Origin of the sequence: Actinomadura rudentiformis, from assembly GCF_008923185.1 — a bacterium.
GTDB classification, from domain to species: Bacteria; Actinomycetota; Actinomycetes; order Streptosporangiales; family Streptosporangiaceae; genus Spirillospora; species Spirillospora rudentiformis.
Window position 1 is genome coordinate 73,955 of sequence record NZ_WBMT01000017.1, and the last position, 18,928, is coordinate 92,882.

Here is an 18,928-nt window from a genome sequence, read left to right on the forward strand (position 1 = left end):
AGAGTGCCTAGTCGAAGGCAGGCTGGGCAACGTGACTTCGGCCGGACGTTTCCGCAGCCCGCTTTTTCGCAGCCCTGCCTCACGTGGGCTGGCCGCGCTGGCCGTCGCCGGCGCGTTGACGGGCTGCCAGGTCACGATCGGCGACAGGGACGCCGCCGAGCCGAGCCCGCCGGTCGCCCCGACGTCCCAGACGAACGGGCCGAGCGGGCCGGGCAGCGCGGGTGATCGCTATGTGCCGGGTGACGGCAACGGCGGGTACGACGTCCAGCACTACAAACTGAAGCTCGCCATCACGCCGGGCGGCGCCAAGGAGCTCGACGGCACAGCCGAGATCACCGCCACCGCGACCGAGCGGCTGAGCCGCTTCAACCTGGACCTGACCGGCCTCGACGTCTCCCAGGTCACGGTGGACGGCGCTCCGGCGCAGCAGCAGCGGCAGGGCAGCGAGCTGATCATCTCCCCGGCCAAGGCGCTGGAGAAGAACGCCAAGTTCACCGTGTCCGTTCGCTACTCGGGCACGCCCCAGCCGGTCGTGGACCCGATCCTGGGCCGGTACGGCTGGATCCGCACCTCGGACGGGGTCTTCGTGGCCTGCCAGCCGAGCGGCGCCCATACCTGGTTCCCGAGCAACGACCACCCCAGCGACAAGGCCACGTTCGACTTCGAGGTCACGGTGCCCGAGGGGCTCACGGCGGTGGCCAACGGCGAGCCGACCTCGAAGGTGCCGAGCGGTGGCGGCTCGGCCACTCCGGGCGCCAGTGACGGCCCGGACGTCATCCCGGCGGCGGCCCCGGCAGCGGAATCGGCCACGGCGTCCACCGCCAGGGGGCGGCGCGCGGTCACGACGACCTGGCGGGTCAAGGATCCGATGGCCACCTATCTCGCCACGGTGACGGTGGGCCGGTTCGGTGTGAAGACCGGCAAGACCCCGGGCGGCATCCCGATCATCTCGGCCGTGGACCCCTCGGTGTCGGCCGTGCCGCTGGACACCTTCCACGCCAAGAACGCCGAGGTCACCGACGAGCTGGTGAAGCTGTTCGGTCCCTACCCGTTCACCTCCACCGGCGGCATCGTCGACAACGCGGCGGTCAACTTCGCCCTGGAGACGCAGACACGGCCGGTCTACAGCGCGCTCGGCGCGGACCAGACGATCATCGCGCACGAGATCGCGCACCAATGGTTCGGCGACAGCGTCAGCGTCACCAAGTGGCAGGACATCTGGCTGAACGAGGGCTTCGCGACGTACGCCGAGTGGATCTGGGCCGAGCGCATCGGCAACGAGACGCTTCAGGAGAAGTTCGACGGCATGTACGCGGACGCCGGCAACCGGGAGCTCTGGAACGTCCCGCCCGGCAACCCCGGTCGCGCCAACATGTTCGGGCGTTCCGTGTACGACCGCGGCGGGATGACGCTGCACGCGCTGCGCAAGAAGGTCGGCGACCAGAAGTTCTTCGGCATCCTCAAGACCTGGGCCAAGGAGCGCCGCCACTCCAACGCCACGACCCCGCAGTTCATCGAGGTCGCCGAGCGCGTGTCGGGCCAGCAGCTCGACTCGTTCTTCGACGCGTGGGTCTTCAAGCGGGGCCGCCCCGCGCTGTGATCCGCCCCCCTGTGATCCGCCCCGCATCCTGATCCGGTTCGTCTTCTGCGGGTGAACGGGCGGCAAGAGCTCGGAAAAGCCCGGGCAAGTGGCGCGACGTCGTGCCGGTGTGACCAGCAGTGTTGGCCGGGTGAACGGGCCTTGGGGACGTATGACCGCGGCGGCCACCGCCGCCGCCGTGCTGGTATCGATCAACGGCAGTGAGACTGCGACGGCTTCCGGATCCGCAGCTCCGCAGGACGCCACGCCCTGTCCGCCGACGTCGTCGCCCGCGCCCGCTTCGGCGGCACCGGTTTCGGCGGCACCGGCGGCGCCACCGGCACCCGCTGGTGAACGGCGGTTCCGCCGGATGGCGGTCCCGCCGCCCGGGGCCGCGGTCCCGGCTCCCCTTCCCGCGGCGGAGCCCGGCCCCGACACGACCCCGGGCGCCAGCGCCGCGCTGGGCGAGTGCGACCCGGCGCCGAACGCGACTCCGCGCCCGGTGGTGAAGAAGCCGTCCACCGGCAAGGTCGGTTCTTCCAGTCTGGGCGACCCGTACTTCCGTGGCGCGGGCAACGGCGGCTATGACGCGCAGCACTACGACGTGGCGCTCAGGTACACGCCCAAGGGCGGCAAGGCCGACGCGACCGTGACCGTCACCGCCACGGCGACGCAGGACCTGTCACGCTTCAACCTGGACTACCGCGGCCCCAAGATCCTCGACGTCACCGTCAACGGCCGGCGCGCCGCGCACCGCCGCAAGGGCCAGGAACTCATCATCACGCCCGCCTCGCCGCTCGCCTCGGGCTCGCGGTTCACCACCGTCGTCCGTTACTCGGGACGGCCAGGCCCGATGCGTCATGGCTCCCTCGGCACGTACGGCTGGGTGCCGAGCAGGGACGGCGCGCTCGTCGTGGCCGAACCGGACGGCGCCCCCACCTGGCTGCCGGTCAACGACCATCCGAGCGACAAGGCCACCTACTCCTACCGGATCACGGTGCCCCGCAACCTGCGGGCGCTCGCCAACGGCACTCCCGGGCGGACCGTGCGGCAGGGCGCCACCACGACGTACGAGTGGGCCGAGAAGTCGCCCATGGTCCCGTACCTGGCCATGATCGCGATCGGGAAGTTCCGGGTGAAACGCGGCATGGCCGGGAAGACACCGGTCATCACCGCCGTGGACCCGCGGTTCAAGAAGTCCGCAGCGTCCCTGCACAAGACCACGATCAGCGCCCTCAAGTGGGGATCTTCGGTCTTCGGGCCGTACCCGTTCGCCACGTCCGGGGGCATCGTGGACGATCCGCGGCTGGACTACGCGCTGGAGACGCAGGAGCGGCCGGTGTACGCCGGGTTCGCGCCCGACGACGCCTTCATCGTGCACGAGCTGGCGCACCAGTGGTTCGGCAACAGCGTCAGCCTCAAGAACTGGCCGGACATCTGGCTGAACGAGGGCTTCGCCACATACGCCGAGTGGTTGTGGCGCGAGCGGGACAAGAAGGACTCGGCCAAGAAGATATTCAAGCGCTACTACCGGCAGCCGGGCTCGTCACCCATCTTCAATCCGCCGCCGGGCAAGCCGGGCCGCCGTGACCTGTTCAGCTTCTCGGTCTACATCCGCGGCGCCATGACGCTGCACGCGCTCCGCCAGAGGGTCGGCGACAAGGCCTTCTTCACGATCCTCAGAAGCTGGGCCACGACGTACCGCGACTCCAACGCGACCACGCCGCAGTTCGTCGCGCACGCCGAGAAGGTCTCCGGCAAGCAGCTCGACAAGCTGTTCAAGGTATGGCTCTACACGAAGGGCAAGCCCAAGAAGTGGTGAAGAAGACCGCCGCGACCCGTACGGCCGCGCTGCTCCTGACACCGGCGCTCGCCGCCGCCGCCCTGCCCGACCGTGCAACGGACCGTGCCGCCGGACGTCCGGCCCCGGGCCGCACGACGGTGCCCGAACAGGCCGCCTCCGAGGAGTCCTCGGCGGGCGCGGCCGGCATCGGTGACCCGTACTTCCCGAACGCCGGGAACGGCGGCTACGACGTCGCGCACTACGCCATCAGGCTGCGCTACACGCCGCGCGGCCAGCGCATCGCCGGCACCACGACGATCACGGCGCACGCGACCCAGAACCTCGCGCGGTTCAACCTGGACTTCAGCGGCCACAAGGTCCGCTCCGTGAAGGTGAACGGCGCGGCGGCATCGTTCGCGCGGCGCGGCCAGGAGCTGGAGATCACGCCGCGCGGCGGCATCGCGCAGGGCGCGCGGTTCTCGGTCGCGGTCGCCTACGCCGGGTCGCCGCGGCAACTGAACGATCCCGGGCTCGGCCGGACCGGCTGGATCCCCACCGGCGACGGCGCCGTCACGCTGTCGCAGCCGGTCGGCTCGGCGTCCTGGTTCCCGCTCAACGACCACCCGGCGGACAAGGCCACCTACGCGTACACCATCACCGTCCCCAAGGGGCTCAAGGTGGTGGCGAACGGCGAACTCGAAGGCTCGGCGAACATCGGCCGGACGAGCACGTTCAAGTGGAGCTCCAGCAAGCCGATGGCCGGTTACCTGGCCATGATCGCGATCGGGCGGTTCAAGACGCTCGACAGCCAGTCACCGGGCGGCGTCCGCTCGTTCGTCGCCGTCGACCGCGCCAACCCGAGCATCCCCAAACGCCTCCAGGAGCTCACCGACAAGGTGACCGACTGGGGCGTCCGCCTCTTCGGGCCGTACCCCTTCGACTCCACCGGCGGGGTCGTCGACGACGTGCGGGTCGGGTACGCGCTGGAGACGCAGAACCGGCCGGTGTACCCCGGCGGCGCGAACATGACGCTGATCGTTCACGAGCTGGCTCACCAGTGGTTCGGTAACAGCGTGAGCATCAGCCGGTGGCAGGACATCTGGCTGAACGAGGGCTTCGCCACCTACGCCGAGTGGCTGTGGAGCGAGCAGCACGGTGGCCGCAAGGCTGAGGCGTACTTCACCGACGCGTACTCGAAGACCGGCGACTTCGCAGGCTGGAAGGTCCCGACTGGTGAGCCGGGGCGGAAGAAGCTCTTCGCGGCCTTCCCGGTCTACACCCGCGGAGCGATGACTCTGCACATGCTTCGCAAGACCGTGGGCGACACCGTGTTCTTCCAGATCCTCCGCGCCTGGACCGCCGAGCACGCGCACGGGAACGCCACCACGGCGGACTTCCGGAAGCTCGCCGAGCGCGTCTCGGGTCGCGACCTCGACAAGCTGTTCGACACGTGGTTGTCCACCAAGGGCAAGCCGAGCCTCCGCTGAACGAAGGACCACTGAACGAAGGACCGCCTCGCCGGGTGGTGTCGTCGACCAGAAAAGCTGGCCCGAACTGGCCGATTTGAGACCAAAACGCGCTTGCACGCCCAATGATCTCCCGAAATTCTTGGGGCTGTTGAGACGACTCCTTCGAGGACGAGGTCGATGAGCAAATCCCCCAAGGCTCTGGCCGCCGTGGCGCTGACCGCCACGGCGGGCCTTCTTGTGTCAGCGGCCCCCGCGCAGGCCACGGCCGCCCGTTTCACCCCCGGCGCGCCCGGGGCGGGTGACCCGTACTTCCCCGACATGGGCAATGGCGGCTACGACGTCGCCCACTACGACATCGGGCTCAAGTACGACCCGGCGACCAAGAGCATCAAGGCCGTCACCCAGATCAAGGCGCGCGCCACGAAGAACCTCTCGCGGTTCAACCTCGACTTCCTGGGCCCGCTGAAGATCTCGGCGCTGCGCGTGGACGGCAAGAAGGCCGCCTACAAGCGCACCGGCGCCCAGGAGCTTGAGATCACGCCGCCGAAGGGCCTGCGCAAGGGCAAGCGCTTCGCGGTCACGGTGGCCTACTCAGGCGTGCCGCAGACGGTCAACGACCCGGCGCTGGGCGTCTCCGGCTGGGTGCCGACGGCCGACGGCGCCCTCATGGTCAACCAGCCGATCGGCGCCGCGACGGTCTACCCGGTGAACGACACGCCGCTCGACAAGGCCACCTACACCATCACGTTGGCCGCGCCCAAGGGTCTGACGTCGCTGGCGAACGGCGACCCGGCGGGCTCGTGGACCAAGGGCGGGCTGGCCTTCTCGCGCTGGAAGATGCGCCAGCCGATGGCCAGCGAGCTGAGCATGATCGCGATCGGCAAGTACGACGTGCTCAGGACCAAGTTGAACGGCACGATGCCCAACATCACGGCCACCGACCGGCAGCTCGGCATCTCGGCGGCGCTGGCCAAGGACTTCAACAAGCAGACCGGCGACTTCCAGAACTACCTGGCCACGATCTACGGCCGCTACCCGTTCACCTCCACCGGTGGCATCGCGGTGAAGGCGGGCGTCGGCTACGCGCTGGAGACCCAAGGCCGGCCGATCTACGACCTCACCCGGCGCCCGGGCACCATCCCGCGGCCGGACCTGATCATCCACGAGCTCGCCCACCAGTGGCTCGGGGACAGCGTGACGCCCAAGCGCTGGGCCGACATCTGGCTCAACGAGGGCTTCGCGACCTACTCCGAGTGGATGTACTTCGAGAAGTACACGGGCAAGCCGGTCCAGCAGTCCTTCGACGAGGTGTACGCCACGCCTGCCGACAACGACCTCTGGAAGCCGAAGACCGCCGACCCCGGCCGGGACAACATCTTCCACTCGACGGTCTACGACCGCGGCGGCATGACTCTGCACGTGCTGCGCAAGAGGATCGGTGACGAGAAGTTCTTCAAGCTGGCCAAGGCCTGGCCGACCGTCAACCGGTACGGCAACGTCAGCACGGCGGACTTCATCCGCTTCGCCGAGAAGATCTCCGGCAAGCAGCTGGACGACCTCTTCCAGAAGTGGGTCTACACCTCCGGCAAGCCGTCCCTGTAGTTGATCGCCTTCGGCGAGGGGGTCAGCTGAGCGTCAGGGTGTAGCCCTTGGCGCGGAGCCGCCCGAGGACCTCCTCGCCGTGGTCGGAGCCGCGCGTCTCCAGGTGGAGCAGCACTTCGGCCTCCTCGACATGGAGGCGCGCGGCGACCCGTTCGTGCATCACGTCCAGCACGTTGACGCCCAGCTCGGCCAGCTCGCTGAGCAGCGTCACCAGCGCGCCGGGGCGGTCCTTGAGGCGGCAGCGGACGACCATGTAGCGGCCCGCCCCGGCCAGCCCGTGGCGCAGCACCTTGGCCAGCAGCAACGGGTCGACGTTGCCGCCCGACAGCAGCGCGACGACGGGCGTGCGGACCGCGTAGGAGTGCTCCAGCAGCGCGGCGACACCCGCCGCGCCTGCCGGCTCGACCACCATCTTGGCGCGCTCCAGGCAGAGCAGCAGGGCCTGGGAGATCGACTCCTCCGTCACCGTGACGACGGCGTCGACCAGCTCGTTCACCAGCTCGTAGGTGAGCTCGCCGGGCGCACCCACCGCGATCCCGTCTGCCATCGTCGGGTTGACCTCGACGCGGACCGGACGCCCGGCGGCGAGCGACGGCGGGAAGGCGGCGGCCCGCTTGGCCTGGGCGCCGACGACCTTGATGTCGGGCCCACCGCGTTCACGCGACACCGCGCGCATCGCGGCCGCCACGCCGGACATCAGCCCGCCCCCGCCGACCGCGCCGACGACGGTGCGGACGTCCGGGCACTGTTCCGCGATCTCCATGCCGATCGTGCCCTGCCCCGCGACCACGTCCTTGTGGTCGAACGGATGGATGAGCACGGCGCCGGTCTCGTCCGCATAGGTCTGCGCGGCGACCAGGCAGGCGTCGACCGACGGGCCCGGGAAGATCACATCCGCGCCGTAGCCGCGGGTGGCGGCCACCTTGGGCAGCGGCGCCCCCTCGGGCATGAACACGGTGGCCTTGCAGCCGAGCGTGGCGGCGGCCAGCGCGACCCCCTGCGCGTGGTTGCCGGCGCTCGCCGCGACCACACCGCGGGCACGCTCGTCGTCGCTGAGCCGCGCGATGCGCACGTACGCGCCGCGGATCTTGAACGAGCCGGTGCGCTGCAGGTTCTCACACTTGAGATGGACGGGCCCGCCGACGATCTCGGACAGCACCCGAGAGTGAATCAGCGGAGTGGGAATGATCACTCCGCGCAGCAGCTCCTGGGCCGCGCGGATCTCATCGGCGCTGACGAGGTCCATGCCCGCATCCTCTCACCCCGGGCGACCGCCCCGACCAGCGCACGGACAGCGCACGGACAGCGCATGGACCGTTCAGTCGGCGTTCCAGTAGCGATCGGAGGCGAAGATCAGCGCGGCCGCCCCGATGAGGCCGGAGGTCTGGCCGAGGGCGGCGGGGACCACCTGAACCTGGCGGGCGAACCCCATCCGCGCGTGGGTCCGCAGCGCCTCCTCCAGCGGGTCGAAGAGCATCGCGCCCGCCTGCGACAGGCCGCCGCCGATCGCGACGACCTCCAGGTCGCACAGGTGGGTGGCCGAGGCGATCGCGATGCCGAGCGCCCGCCCGGCCCGCACCATGGCGGACTCGGCGACCGGGTGGCCACGGCGCGCGTCGTCGGCCAGGTCCACACCGGTGACGTCCTGCCGCCCGGGGCGCCACCCCTGCTCCTGCGCCCAGGCCACCAGGCCCGGGCCGCGCGCGATCGCCTCCAGGCAGCCCCGTCCGCCGCACACGCACGGCGGTCCCTCCGGGTCGACGACCACGTGGCCGATGTGGCCGGCGTTGCCGGTGGCACCGTCGATCAGATGCCCGCCCAGCACCAGCCCGCCGCCCACCCCGGTGGACACCACCATGCCGAGCACGTTGCCACGGCCCCGGCCCACACCGCGCCAGTGCTCGCCGACGGCCACGCAGATCGCGTCGTTGTGCACCCGTACGGGCAGGCCCGCGTACCGCGACCGCAGCCGGCTCCGCAGCGGGAAGTCGCGCCACGCGGGGATGTTGAGCGGCGACACCTCGGCGGCCGGCCAGGTCATCGGCCCGCCGCAGCCCACGCCGACGCCCGCGAAATCGGGGCTGCCCGCGTCGGCGGCGACCTTGTCCAGCAACGACTCCAGCGTCCGCCAGAGCCCCTCCGCGTCCACGCCCCCGTCGTTCGGGGTGGCGATCCGGTCGTACGCGGCGATGCGCCCGCCGGGCTCCACCACCGCCACGGCCATCTTCGTCCCGCCGACGTCGATCGCCATCACGGGCAGGCCGGCGGCCGGCCGGTCAGTCATTCCGGCCCGCCGGGCCGAACGCCAGGATCGAGGCGGTGAAGCCGTGCACGTGGTTGCGACCGGCCACCGGGCCGATCTCCCCTGCCGCGAAGAAGCCGCCGACCCCCACGTCCCCGAACGTCCGGCTCAGGACCTGCGCGTCGTGGTCGGAGTCGGGGAACATCGTCCGGCCGCGCCCGTTGCAGGAGAACAGCAGCGCACCCTCGACCGGGCCGACCTCGAAACGGTCGAGCAGCGCGGCGAGATCCTCGTCCGCGGCGCCCGCGTCGCGCACCTGGAACCGCACCGTCCGGCCGACCTCGACCACGTCGCCGATCGCGATGGCGCCGCTGTCGGTGTCGGCGCCGACCACGCCGCGGACCAGGAAGTCGCCGTGCTCGTGCTCCTCTGCGTACTCGTCCATGGCCACGCCGATCAGCAGCCCGCGCCCGGCCAGCTCCTGCTCCTCCTCCGGCAGGCCCAGCACGATCTGCTCCAGCTTGTCCAGCGCGGGCGTGCCGGCCAGCTCGTACAGCACGTTCTCGTCGGCCTTGGTCACGACCATGTCGGGGCCGATCGGCCGGGCGCCCTGGCTGACCACGGTGGCGGCCGTGACAGCGCCGCCGAGCACGACACCGACCGCGCCCGAGTCGAAGATCTCGCCGTTGAGGAACACGCGGGTGCCACCGCCGTCGCCGGGCTCGAGGCCGCGCCCGGCGCTCTCGGCCATGCCGCCCACCAGGGGCAGGCCCGGCATCGCGTCGTCGGAGCGCTCGACGAACGCGTCCACCGGGAAGGTGTACGGGTCGGCGAGCAGCACGCCCACCACGTCGTCGTCGTGCCCCTCGGGCATGCCGACCACGATGAGGCGGTCATCGGTCTTCAGGGTCTCCAGCCGGAAGGGCTCCAGCCGGGCACCGGGCAGCACCGCCGCCCAGGCGCTGACCGCGCTGTCCTCCTCCACGCCGCGGCCGGCGCCGATCACCCCGGAGGCGCTGCAGCCGAGCACCACGGCACCCTCGGCGGCGCTCATGGCGCGACGCGCGGCCGCCTCGAGCTCGTCGGGGTCGCCTGTGGAAATGAACACACAGACCAGGTCTGGCGGTGCGTCCAGCGGCGAGAGCGCCTGTTTCACCGCCGTTTCGGCGGCATTGGGAAGATCAGGTCCGAGGGCCAGGCCGTCACCGAAGCGCGCCATCGGCCTCCCCTCCTTCAAGCCGTACACCGGATGGGGTCACACCCTCAGTCTCCCTGCTCGATCGCGCTGGCCAAAATAGGCCTCCCGCCAAGCCTCCGCCAAGCCTCGCGCAGGCCTCCCGCTCTGCCTCTCCCCCTGCCTCCCGTTCTGCCTCCCGTCCTGCCTCCCTCGGTGGCGATTCCGGCTACCAGGGTGCGATTCCCCGGATCCGCGACGTAATGTCGATCGCGTGCGTCCAACCACACCTCGCGAGACCACACTGGGCGAGCTTCGCACCAGCGGTCACATCCAGCGGTCGGTGAAGGCCGAGATCCGCCACAACCTGCTCACCCGGCTGAGATCCGGTGAGCCGCGCTTCCCCGGGATCGTCGGCTTCGACGACACCGTGCTCCCCCACCTCGAACGCGCCCTGCTCGCCGGGCACGACCTGGTGCTGCTGGGCGAGCGCGGCCAGGGCAAGACGCGGCTGATCCGCACGCTGACCGGGCTGCTGGACGAGTGGACGCCCGTCATCGCGGGCTGCGAGATCAACGACCATCCGTACGAGCCGGTCTGCGTGCGCTGCCGGCGGCTCGCCGCCGAGGCCGGCGACGAACTGCCGGTCACGTGGAAGCACCGGGACGACCGGTACGGCGAGAAGCTGGCCACCCCGGACACCTCCGTCGGCGACCTGATCGGCGACGTCGACCCGATCAAGGTGGCGGAGGGCCGGACGCTGGGCGACCCCGAGACCGTGCACTTCGGCCTGGTGCCGCGCACCAACCGCGGCGTCTTCTCCATCAACGAGTTGCCCGACCTGGCCGAACGCATCCAGGTCGCGCTGCTCAACGTCCTGGAGGAGCGCGACGTCCAGGTCCGCGGCTACGCGCTGCGGCTGCCCCTGGACGTGCTGCTGGTCGCCAGCGCCAACCCCGAGGACTACACCAACCGCGGCCGCATCATCACGCCGCTCAAGGACCGGTTCGGGGCGGAGATCCGCACCCACTACCCGCTGGAGCTGGACGCCGAGCTCGACCTCATCCGGCAGGAGGCGGCAATTGACGAGCTCCAGGCAGAGGTGCCCGCCCACCTGCTGGAGGTGATCGGCCGGTTCACCCGGCTGACCCGCGAGTCGACCGCGGTCGACTCCCGCTCCGGCGTGTCCGCGCGGTTCGCGCTCGCGGGCGCCGAGACCGTCGCCGCGGGCGCGCTGCGCCGGGCCGCGCTCACCGGGGAGGAGCAGCCGGTGGCGCGCGTGTGCGACCTGCCCGCCGTCGTGCCCTCGCTCATGGGCAAGGTCGAGTTCGAGGTCAGCGAGGAGGGCCGCGAGCAGGAGGTGCTCGAACACCTGCTGCGCCGCGCGACCGCCGAGACCTACCGCCGCACCCTCGGCGCCGCCGACCTGTCCGGGCTGCTCGACAAGTTCGACGCGGGCGAGATCGTGGAGTCCGGCGAGCTGGTCTCGTCGGCCGAGCTGCTGCGCCGGATCGGCCCGGTGCCCGGGCTCGCCAAGATCATGGAACGGCTGGACCTGTCCGGGGAGTCCCCCGGCCAGGCCGCGGCCGCGCTGGAGTTCGCCTTGGAGGGGCTCTTCCTCACCCGCCGGCTGTCCAAGGACACCTCGTCCGGCCGCGCCGACGGGACCGCCACCTACCGAACGTGAGTCGAGGCCGCTGATGAGCCGTTACCGGTACGGGGCCTACCACGACGGGCCCGACCCGCTCGCCCCGCCGTACGACGTCCGCGACGCGCTCGACGCGATGGGCGACTCGGTGCTCGAAGGCAACCGGCCGGACGACGCGCTGCGCGAGCTGCTGCGCCGCGGGCTGCCGGGAGCCGAGGGGCGCCGCGGGCTGGACGATCTGCTCCGGCAGGTCCGCGAGCGCCAGCGTGCGCTGCGCGATCGCGGACGGCTCGACGGGACGCTGGAGCAGGCGCGTGCGCTGCTCGACACCGCCATCGGGCAGGAGCGCGCGGAGCTGTTCCCCGATCCGAGCGACGAGGCCCGGCTGCGCGAAGCCGAGCTCGACACGCTGCCGCGCGACACCTCGCAGGCGATCCGGCGGCTGTCGGACTACGACTGGCGTTCCGCCGCCGCCCGCGAGACGTTCGAGCGGCTGAAGGACCTGCTGCGGCGTGACGTCCTCGACGCGCAGTTCCAGGGCATGAAGCAGGCCCTCCAAACCCAGGACCCGCAGATGATGGAGCGGGTCAAGGACATGATGGCCGCGCTCAACGAGATGCTGGACAAGGACGCGCGCGGAGAGCACACCCAGGATGACTTCGACCGGTTCATGCAGGAGTACGGGGACTTCTTCCCCGACCAGCCGCAGGATCTCGAAGAGCTGGTCGACTCCCTGGCCCGCCGCGCGGCGGCCATGGACCGGCTGCTGGCCTCCCTGAGCCCCGAGCAGCGCGAAGAGCTGGCCGGGCTGATGGAACAGGCCATGCAGGACGCGGGCCTGGCCATGGAGATGTCGCGGCTGAACGACGCCCTCCGAGCCCGGCGACCCGAGCTCGGCTGGGGCTCCCCGGAACGGATGACCGGTGAGGACCCGCTGGGCGTGGGCGACGCCACGACCGCGCTGGCCGAGCTCGCCGACCTGGCCGAGCTTGAGGCGGCACTCGGGCAGGACTACCCCGGCGCCCGGATGGACGACATCGACGAGGCGGCCGTCCGCCGCGCACTCGGCCGCCAGGCGGTCGACGACCTCGCCGAGTTGCGCCGGATCGAGAAGGAGCTGGAACGGCAGGGCTACCTGCAGCGCAAGCGCGGCAAGCTGGAGCTCACGCCCAAGGCCGTGCGGCGGCTCGGCGAGACGGCGCTGCGCCGGGTGTTCGCGCAGCTGGAGGCGGGCCGCCGGGGCGACCATGACCAGCGCGACGCGGGGCAGGCGGGCGAGCTGACCGGCTCCAGCCGCGAGTGGCGGTTCGGCGACGAGCAGCCCCTCGACGTGGTCCGTACGATCGGCAACGCCATCCACCGCAACGCCATGGAGCGCCCGGTCCTCTCGCTGGACAAGACTCCGCTGGAAAGGGCTCGGCCGAACGGCTCCAACGGCGTACGGCTCTCCGTGGACGACTTCGAGGTGCACGAGACCGAACGGCGCACGGCCGCCGCGGTCTGCCTGCTCGTCGACCTGTCGTACTCGATGGTCCTGCGCGGGACCTGGGCGGCCGCCAAGCAGACGACCCTTGCGCTGCACACCCTGGTGACCAGCAAATACCCGCAGGACGCCATCCAGATCATCGGCTTCTCCAACTATGCCCGGGTGTTGCACCCGACGGAGATGACCGGGCTCGACTGGGACATGGTCCAGGGCACCAACCTCCACCACGCCCTGATGATCGCGGGCCGTCATCTGGACAAGCACCCCGACTTCGAGCCGATCGTGCTGGTGGTCACCGACGGCGAGCCGACCGCCCATCTGCGGTCCGACGGCCGCTCGGTCTTCGACTACCCGCCGTCCGCCGACACGCTCGTGCTGACGATGGCCGAGGTGGACAAGATGACCCGGCGCGGGGCCTCGCTCAACGTCTTCATGCTGGCCGACGACCGGCGGCTGGTGTCGTTCGTGGAGGAGGTCGCGCGGCGCAACGGGGGTCGTGTCTTCGCGCCCGACGCCGAGCGACTCGGCGAGTATGTCGTGAGCGATTATCTGCGAGTACGGCGAGGTCGCCGCTAGGGTCGGCCCATGTCGAAATCCGATCGCCTGCTGCTGATCCTGCACATCGGCTTTGCGATCTTCACTCTCGGCCCGCTGACCGCCGCGACGATGGCCACACCGCGGTTCATCCGCAAACAGAACACCGTCGTCCTCCGGTATCTCAACCGGACGACGCGGATCTACGGGCTGGGCGCCCTCGGCATCCTGCTGTTCGGTCTCTTCCTCGCCGACGGCGACTTCGCGAGGGTCTGGCTGACGGCGTCGCTGACGCTGTTCATCGTGGCGCTCGTCCTGCTGGTCCTGATCGAACGGGACCAGCGCAGGGCGATCCACCTGCTGGAGGTCGCCGCGGCCGAGGCGGCTCCCGCCACCGCCACGGACAAGAGCGAGACCAAGGCCCAAGACGAGGACGGCGACAGGGAAGAAGACGGGGCCGAGACCAAGGCCGCGGAGAGCGCCACGCCGGCGGCCCCCGCGCGGAGCGACATCGCGCAGGTGGAACGCGGCCGGATCGTCTCCCTCTCAGGGGTGGTCGCGCTGCTCTGGCTGGTGATCCTCTTCCTGATGGTCTGGTACGACTAGGTCGTCCGCGACCTGATCAGCTCGACCTGATCAACTCGACCTGGTCAGCTCGTCCGGGACTTGATCCAGGACAGCAGCGCCGGATAGACCGTCTCGTCGTTCAACAGCCCGTTACCGTGCATGTCCCCCGGCACGGTCTTGACCGTGACGGGCACGCCCACGCCGCGCAGAGCGCTGGCCAAGCCCGTGCTCTGGGTCACCGGAACGAAGTCGCCCTCGCTGTGCATGAGCAGCATGGGCGCGTCGCCCGGGGTGGCGTGGGTCGCGGAGTTGGCGTCGTCCACCCGCTCCCAGCAGGCCGGGTCGGCCTGGCTCGGCACGCAGCCGAGGAGCTTGACGACCGCGTTGCGCAGGCCGCTCTGGATGGGGGACGCCGTCGCCGCTATGCCGTCCTGGTAGGCCAGGTAGGGCGTGTTGACCGGCGACAGGGCCACCACGCCGCGCACCTGCCGGGCGCCGGTGCCGGCGGTGCCCAGTTGCGTTGCCAGGTGGCCGCCCGCCGAGGCGCCCACCACGACGATCCGCTGCGGGTCGACGTTCCACGTCTTGGCGTGCTTCTTGACGAACGCGAGGGCGGCCTGCGCGTCGGTGCGCTGCGCGGGCCACTGCGCCATGCTGGACAGCCGGTAGTCGGCCGCGAAGACCGTGAATCCCTGCGTCGTCAGGCGGCGCGCGAAGTACTTCCAGCCGGTCTTGCTCCCCCGGCGCCAGGATCCGCCGTGCAGCAGCAGAACGCCCGGACGGGCCGGCTGCTGCCGCGCCTGCTGAGTCTGTTGTCCCTGCTGAGTCTGTTGTCCCTGCTGGCTCTGTCGCCCCTGCTGGCCTTGCTGGCCCTGCTGAGGCTGTTGCCCTTGCTGAGGCTGTTGCCCTTGCTGAGGCTGCCGGCTCTGCTGCTTGGGTTTCGCCGGGGTACGCCAGTAGACGTCGACCCGCTGGCGCGGGTGCCGCCCGTACGCGTAGGTGCGCTGCCTCGGCGGCTTCGGCGTCACGATGACCGCGCGCGCGGAGACCACCGAGGAGTCGGCCTGGGCGGGCCGTGACGGAGAACTGGTCGTCGTGGACGAGGTCTCGGCACCCTCCAGCACGGGCGCGGGCGGGTCCGCCTGCGCTCCCGTCGGCACGGCCACAGCCGACAGGCAGGTCGCGGCGAAGGCCGCCCCGGCCACCAGTACCTTGCGCACTCGGACCCCTTTCTCGGCGGAATCTGGCGCGCACATCATAAAGCTTCGATCACGCCCATGACCCCCCGAACCCCACAGACCCCTCGCACACCGCGGGCTCGCCGGGCGCTCAGGCGAGGGCCTGCTCCAGGTCACGGAGGAGATCGTCGACGTCCTCGATGCCCACCGAGAGACGGACGAGATCGGCGGGGACCTCGAGCGGCGAACCGGCGGCGGAGGCGTGCGTCATGCGGCCCGGGTGCTCGATCAGCGACTCCACGCCGCCGAGCGACTCGCCGAGCGTGAAGAGCTCGGTGCGCTCGCAGACGCGGACGGCCGCCTCTTCGGACGCCATCCGGAACGAGACCATCCCGCCGAAGGCCTTCATCTGCTTGGCGGCGACCTCGTGGCCCGGGTGGGTGGGAAGCCCCGGGTAGATGACCTCGGTGACGGCCGGGTGGCGGCTCAGCATGCCGGCGACGGCTTCGGCGTTGGCGCAGTGCCGGTCCATCCGTACGGCCAGGGTCTTGATGCCGCGCAGGGTCAGCCACGCGTCGAACGGGCCGGCGATCGCGCCCATCGCGTTCTGGTGGAAGGTGAGCCGCTCGCCCAGTCCGGGGTCGGTGACGACCAGCGCACCGCCGACCACGTCGGAGTGGCCGCCGATGTACTTGGTGGTGGAGTGCACGACCACGTCGGCGCCCAGAGCCAGCGGCTGCTGAAGGTAGGGCGAGGCGAACGTGTTGTCCACCGCCAGCAACGCCCCGGCGTCATGGGCGACGGAGGCCAGCGCCGCGATGTCGGCGATGCCCAGCAGGGGGTTGGTCGGCGTCTCGACCCAGATCAGCTTGGTCTCCGGCCGGATCGCCGCGCGGACGGCGGCGACGGCGTTCAGCGGCACCGGGTCGAACGTCACGCCCCACGGCTCGGCGACCTTGGCGAAGAGCCGGTAGGTGCCGCCGTACGCGTCGTTCGGGATGACGACGTGGTCACCGGGCTTGAGCACCGTGCGCAGCAGCGCGTCCTCGGCGGCGAGGCCGGACGCGAACGCCAGCCCGCGTGACCCGCCCTCGATCTCGGCCAGGCAGGTCTCCAGGGCGGTGCGGGTCGGGTTGGCCGACCGCGAGTACTCGTAGCCGCCCCGCAGCCCGCCGATGCCGTCCTGCTTGTACGTGGAGACCTGGTAGATCGGAGGGACGACCGCGCCCGTCGTGGGGTCGGCCTCCTGCCCGGCGTGGATGGCCAGCGTCTCAAATCCCTGGTGAACGTCCTTGTCCATGAGGACGAGGCTACCCACCCGCAGCGGTACCGAAGGACGAGGGACCCACCCCGCAGGTATCAGGTCAGGGTTGGCTTCGCAGCGGGACCACAACGAGAAATCCCATCTTTAGCGTCTTTGTCATTCCCCCCATTTCATCTCAGCTGAAGGAAAAGACGCATGTTCGCATGGCTCGCGCGCGTCGTCGTCAGACATCCGTGGTGGACGATCCTGGCCTGGCTCGTCGCCGCCGCGGCCATTATCATGACGGCTCCGGCGATCTCCACACAGGAGGACACGGCCGACTTCCTCCCGAGCAAGTACGAGTCGATTCAGGCCGCGAAAATCGCCGAAAAGGCGTTCCCGCAGCGGGACGAGGAATCCGCGCTGATCGTCGTCAAACGTTCCGACGGGGCACCCCTCACGGCCGCCGACGGCGCCAAGATCACCCAGGTCGCCAGGGCGCTGGAGAGCCGTAAGCCCCCGGTGGTCCGCGCCTTCACCACCGGGCCGGACACGGTCGCGCCGAACAAGGCTGTCCAGATCATCGGCATGCCGATGATCGGCGACGACGACGACAAGATGAGCGAGGCGGTCAAAAAGACCCGCGAGCAGCTGCCCGCCCAGTTGTCGGGCAGCGGTCTCGACGCCAAGATCGGCGGAAACGTCGCCTCGTGGGTCGACAACCAGAAGTCCTTTGACCAGTCGTTCGAGATCGTGGGGATCGCGACCTTCGTCCTGATCATCGGCCTGATCCTGCTGATCTTCCGGGCGCCGCTCGCGGCCCTGCTGCCGCTGCTGGTGATCACAGCGACGATGCAGGTCGTGAACGGGCTGATCGCGTTCGCGGCGAACGCCTTCAACTGGGAGGTCGGCGAGGACCTCGGCATCATCATGCTGATCGTGCTGTTCGGGATCGGCACCGACTACATCCTGTTCCTGCTGTTCCGCTACCGCGAACGGCTGCGCGCCGGGGACGACAAGAAGACCGCGATGATCATCTCGATGGAGCGCGTCGGCGAGGTCATCTTCTCCGCGGCGGGTGCCGTCGCCGTCGCCTTCCTGGTGATGTTGCTGGCCGCGTTCGGCGGCTTCGGGCCGATGGGCCCGGCGCTGGCGATCGCCGTCACCGTCATGGCCGTCACCGCGCTCACCCTGGTCCCGGCGATCGTCTCGCTGCTCGGCACCGCTGTCTTCTGGCCGTCCAAGGCCTGGCGCAAGCGTCCCAAGGGCTCGCAGGCCGCTGCGCTCGGCCGGCTGGTCGGACGGCGTCCCGCGGTGGTCGCCCTCGTGTCCGGCGCCCTGCTGGTCGGCCTCGCGGTCGGCACGTTCTCCTTCAAGAGCAACAACGACTTCTTCGCCGGTTTCCCGCAGGACACTGAGTCGGCGCAGGCCAACAAGGACATGCAGAAGGGATTCCCGCCGGGGCTGACGACACCCGTCTCGGTGTACGTCAAGCGTGCGGACGGCCAGGCCCTTGAGCAGGGACAGCTCGCCGCCTTCAGTGAGAAGGCCAAGGGTGTGCCCGGTGTGGGACGCGTCCAGCAGCCGGAGCCGAGCAAGGCCGACCGTTCCGTCGCCCGCGTCGATCTGCTGCTGAAGCAGAACCCGCTCTCGGCGGAGTCGATCGAACTTGTCCGCGGCGATCTGCGCGACGCGGTGCACAAGGCCGCGCCGCCCGGTACCTGGGCCTACGTCGGCGGGGAGACCTCCACGTTCGCCGACATCAACAACGTCATGAACCGCGATCTGTCGGTCATCCTGCCGGTGGCGGCGGTCCTCATCGCCCTCATCCTGGCCCTGCTGCTGCGCAGCCTGGTGGCGCCGATCTACCTGGTCGCGGTGGTGCTCCTCGGCTTCGCGGCCACGCTCGGCGCGGCGGTCTACACGTTCCAGGGCGCGCTGGGCGAACCCGGCCTCACGTTCCAGTTGCCGACGATCCTCTACCTGTTCGTGCTGGCGATCGGGACCGACTACAACATCCTGCTGACCGCACGGTTGCGAGAGGAGGCCAAGGAGGGCAACGACCCGCGCCGGGCCGCCGCCCTGGCCGTCGAGCACGGCGGCCCGACCGTCGCCGCCGCCGGGCTCATCCTGGCCGGCACCTTCTCGGTGATGATGCTGGCGAAGGTCTCGATGCTCCAGCAGATCGGCTTCGCGGTGGCGATCGGGATCGTGTTGTCGGCGTTCGTGGTCTCGATCTTCCTCGTGCCCGCCGTCACCGCGCTGCTCGGACACAAGGCGTGGTGGCCCGGCCACGGCGACGAGCCGCCGGTGCGCAAGGGCCCGGACCCGCTGGAGGAGCAGTTCGCCCGCTCGGGGCGACACGCCCGCTAGGGCCCCGTAAGAGCGTCATGCCTGGTCAGAGAGATCTCGCACCTGGGGGG

General features: G+C 70.5%; 13 protein-coding genes. 8 read left to right on the forward strand and 5 right to left on the reverse strand.

The window, feature by feature from the left end; all coding sequences use genetic code 11:
• The first annotated feature begins 31 nt into the window (after nucleotides 1–31).
• From F8566_RS32110 to F8566_RS32125, 4 genes are all read left to right on the forward strand, one after another.
• Complete coding sequence (locus tag F8566_RS32110) at nucleotides 32–1,600, forward strand: M1 family metallopeptidase (protein WP_225993705.1); 1,569 nt, start codon at nucleotides 32–34, stop codon at nucleotides 1,598–1,600.
• Nucleotides 1,601–1,949: 349 nt separating this feature from the next.
• Complete coding sequence (locus tag F8566_RS32115; protein ID WP_151565617.1) at nucleotides 1,950–3,401, forward strand: M1 family metallopeptidase; 1,452 nt, start codon at nucleotides 1,950–1,952, stop codon at nucleotides 3,399–3,401.
• A complete protein-coding gene (locus tag F8566_RS32120) occupies nucleotides 3,398–4,849 on the forward strand; it encodes a M1 family metallopeptidase (RefSeq protein ID WP_225993706.1) in 1,452 nt (483 codons plus the stop codon). Before F8566_RS32115 ends, F8566_RS32120 begins: the two co-directional genes overlap by 4 nt.
• A 159-nt stretch (nucleotides 4,850–5,008) precedes the next feature.
• Nucleotides 5,009–6,433 carry a M1 family metallopeptidase gene (locus F8566_RS32125; RefSeq protein ID WP_151565619.1) on the forward strand — a complete coding sequence of 475 codons (1,425 nt, stop codon included), beginning with the start codon at nucleotides 5,009–5,011 and terminating at the stop codon, nucleotides 6,431–6,433.
• 22 nt (nucleotides 6,434–6,455) lie between these two features.
• Here the strand turns inward: F8566_RS32125 and ilvA are convergent, their stop codons facing one another.
• The 3 genes from ilvA to F8566_RS32140 form a co-directional block, all read right to left on the reverse strand.
• Complete coding sequence (gene ilvA / locus F8566_RS32130) at nucleotides 6,456–7,679, reverse strand: threonine ammonia-lyase (protein WP_151565620.1); 1,224 nt, start codon at nucleotides 7,677–7,679, stop codon at nucleotides 6,456–6,458.
• Between the two features lie 72 nt (nucleotides 7,680–7,751).
• Entirely contained in the window at nucleotides 7,752–8,717 is a 966-nt protein-coding gene (locus F8566_RS32135; protein WP_151565621.1) for an ROK family protein, read from the reverse strand.
• Complete coding sequence (locus F8566_RS32140) at nucleotides 8,710–9,894, reverse strand: FIST signal transduction protein (RefSeq protein WP_151565622.1); 1,185 nt, start codon at nucleotides 9,892–9,894, stop codon at nucleotides 8,710–8,712. The genes F8566_RS32135 and F8566_RS32140 overlap by 8 nt, the downstream gene beginning before the upstream one ends.
• Before the next feature lie 229 nt (nucleotides 9,895–10,123).
• On the opposite strand from F8566_RS32140, the gene F8566_RS32145 reads away from it, so the two are divergent.
• The 3 genes from F8566_RS32145 to F8566_RS32155 are packed head-to-tail and all read left to right on the forward strand — an operon-like array spanning nucleotide 10,124 to nucleotide 14,123.
• Entirely contained in the window at nucleotides 10,124–11,536 is a 1,413-nt protein-coding gene (locus F8566_RS32145; protein WP_151565623.1) for a sigma 54-interacting transcriptional regulator, read from the forward strand.
• Between the two features lie 13 nt (nucleotides 11,537–11,549).
• Nucleotides 11,550–13,559, forward strand: a complete 2,010-nt coding sequence (locus F8566_RS32150; RefSeq protein ID WP_151565624.1) for a vWA domain-containing protein — start codon at nucleotides 11,550–11,552, stop codon at nucleotides 13,557–13,559.
• 9 nt (nucleotides 13,560–13,568) lie between these two features.
• Nucleotides 13,569–14,123, forward strand: a complete 555-nt coding sequence (locus F8566_RS32155; RefSeq protein WP_151565625.1) for a hypothetical protein — start codon at nucleotides 13,569–13,571, stop codon at nucleotides 14,121–14,123.
• A gap of 44 nt (nucleotides 14,124–14,167) precedes the next feature.
• Here F8566_RS32155 and F8566_RS32160 read toward each other — a convergent pair whose 3' ends face one another.
• Nucleotides 14,168–15,304 (reverse strand): alpha/beta hydrolase, encoded by a 1,137-nt coding sequence (locus F8566_RS32160; protein WP_225993707.1) that lies wholly within the window; start codon nucleotides 15,302–15,304, stop codon nucleotides 14,168–14,170.
• Nucleotides 15,305–15,413: 109 nt separating this feature from the next.
• The gene (locus F8566_RS32165) at nucleotides 15,414–16,562 is read right to left on the reverse strand and encodes a cystathionine gamma-synthase (protein WP_151565626.1); all 1,149 of its coding nucleotides are present in this window, start codon (nucleotides 16,560–16,562) and stop codon (nucleotides 15,414–15,416) included.
• Nucleotides 16,563–16,721: 159 nt separating this feature from the next.
• Here F8566_RS32165 and F8566_RS32170 point away from each other — a divergent pair, with 159 nt between their 5' ends.
• Nucleotides 16,722–18,878, forward strand: a complete 2,157-nt coding sequence (locus F8566_RS32170; RefSeq protein ID WP_151565627.1) for an MMPL family transporter — start codon at nucleotides 16,722–16,724, stop codon at nucleotides 18,876–18,878.
• The last annotated feature ends 50 nt before the right edge of the window (nucleotides 18,879–18,928 follow it).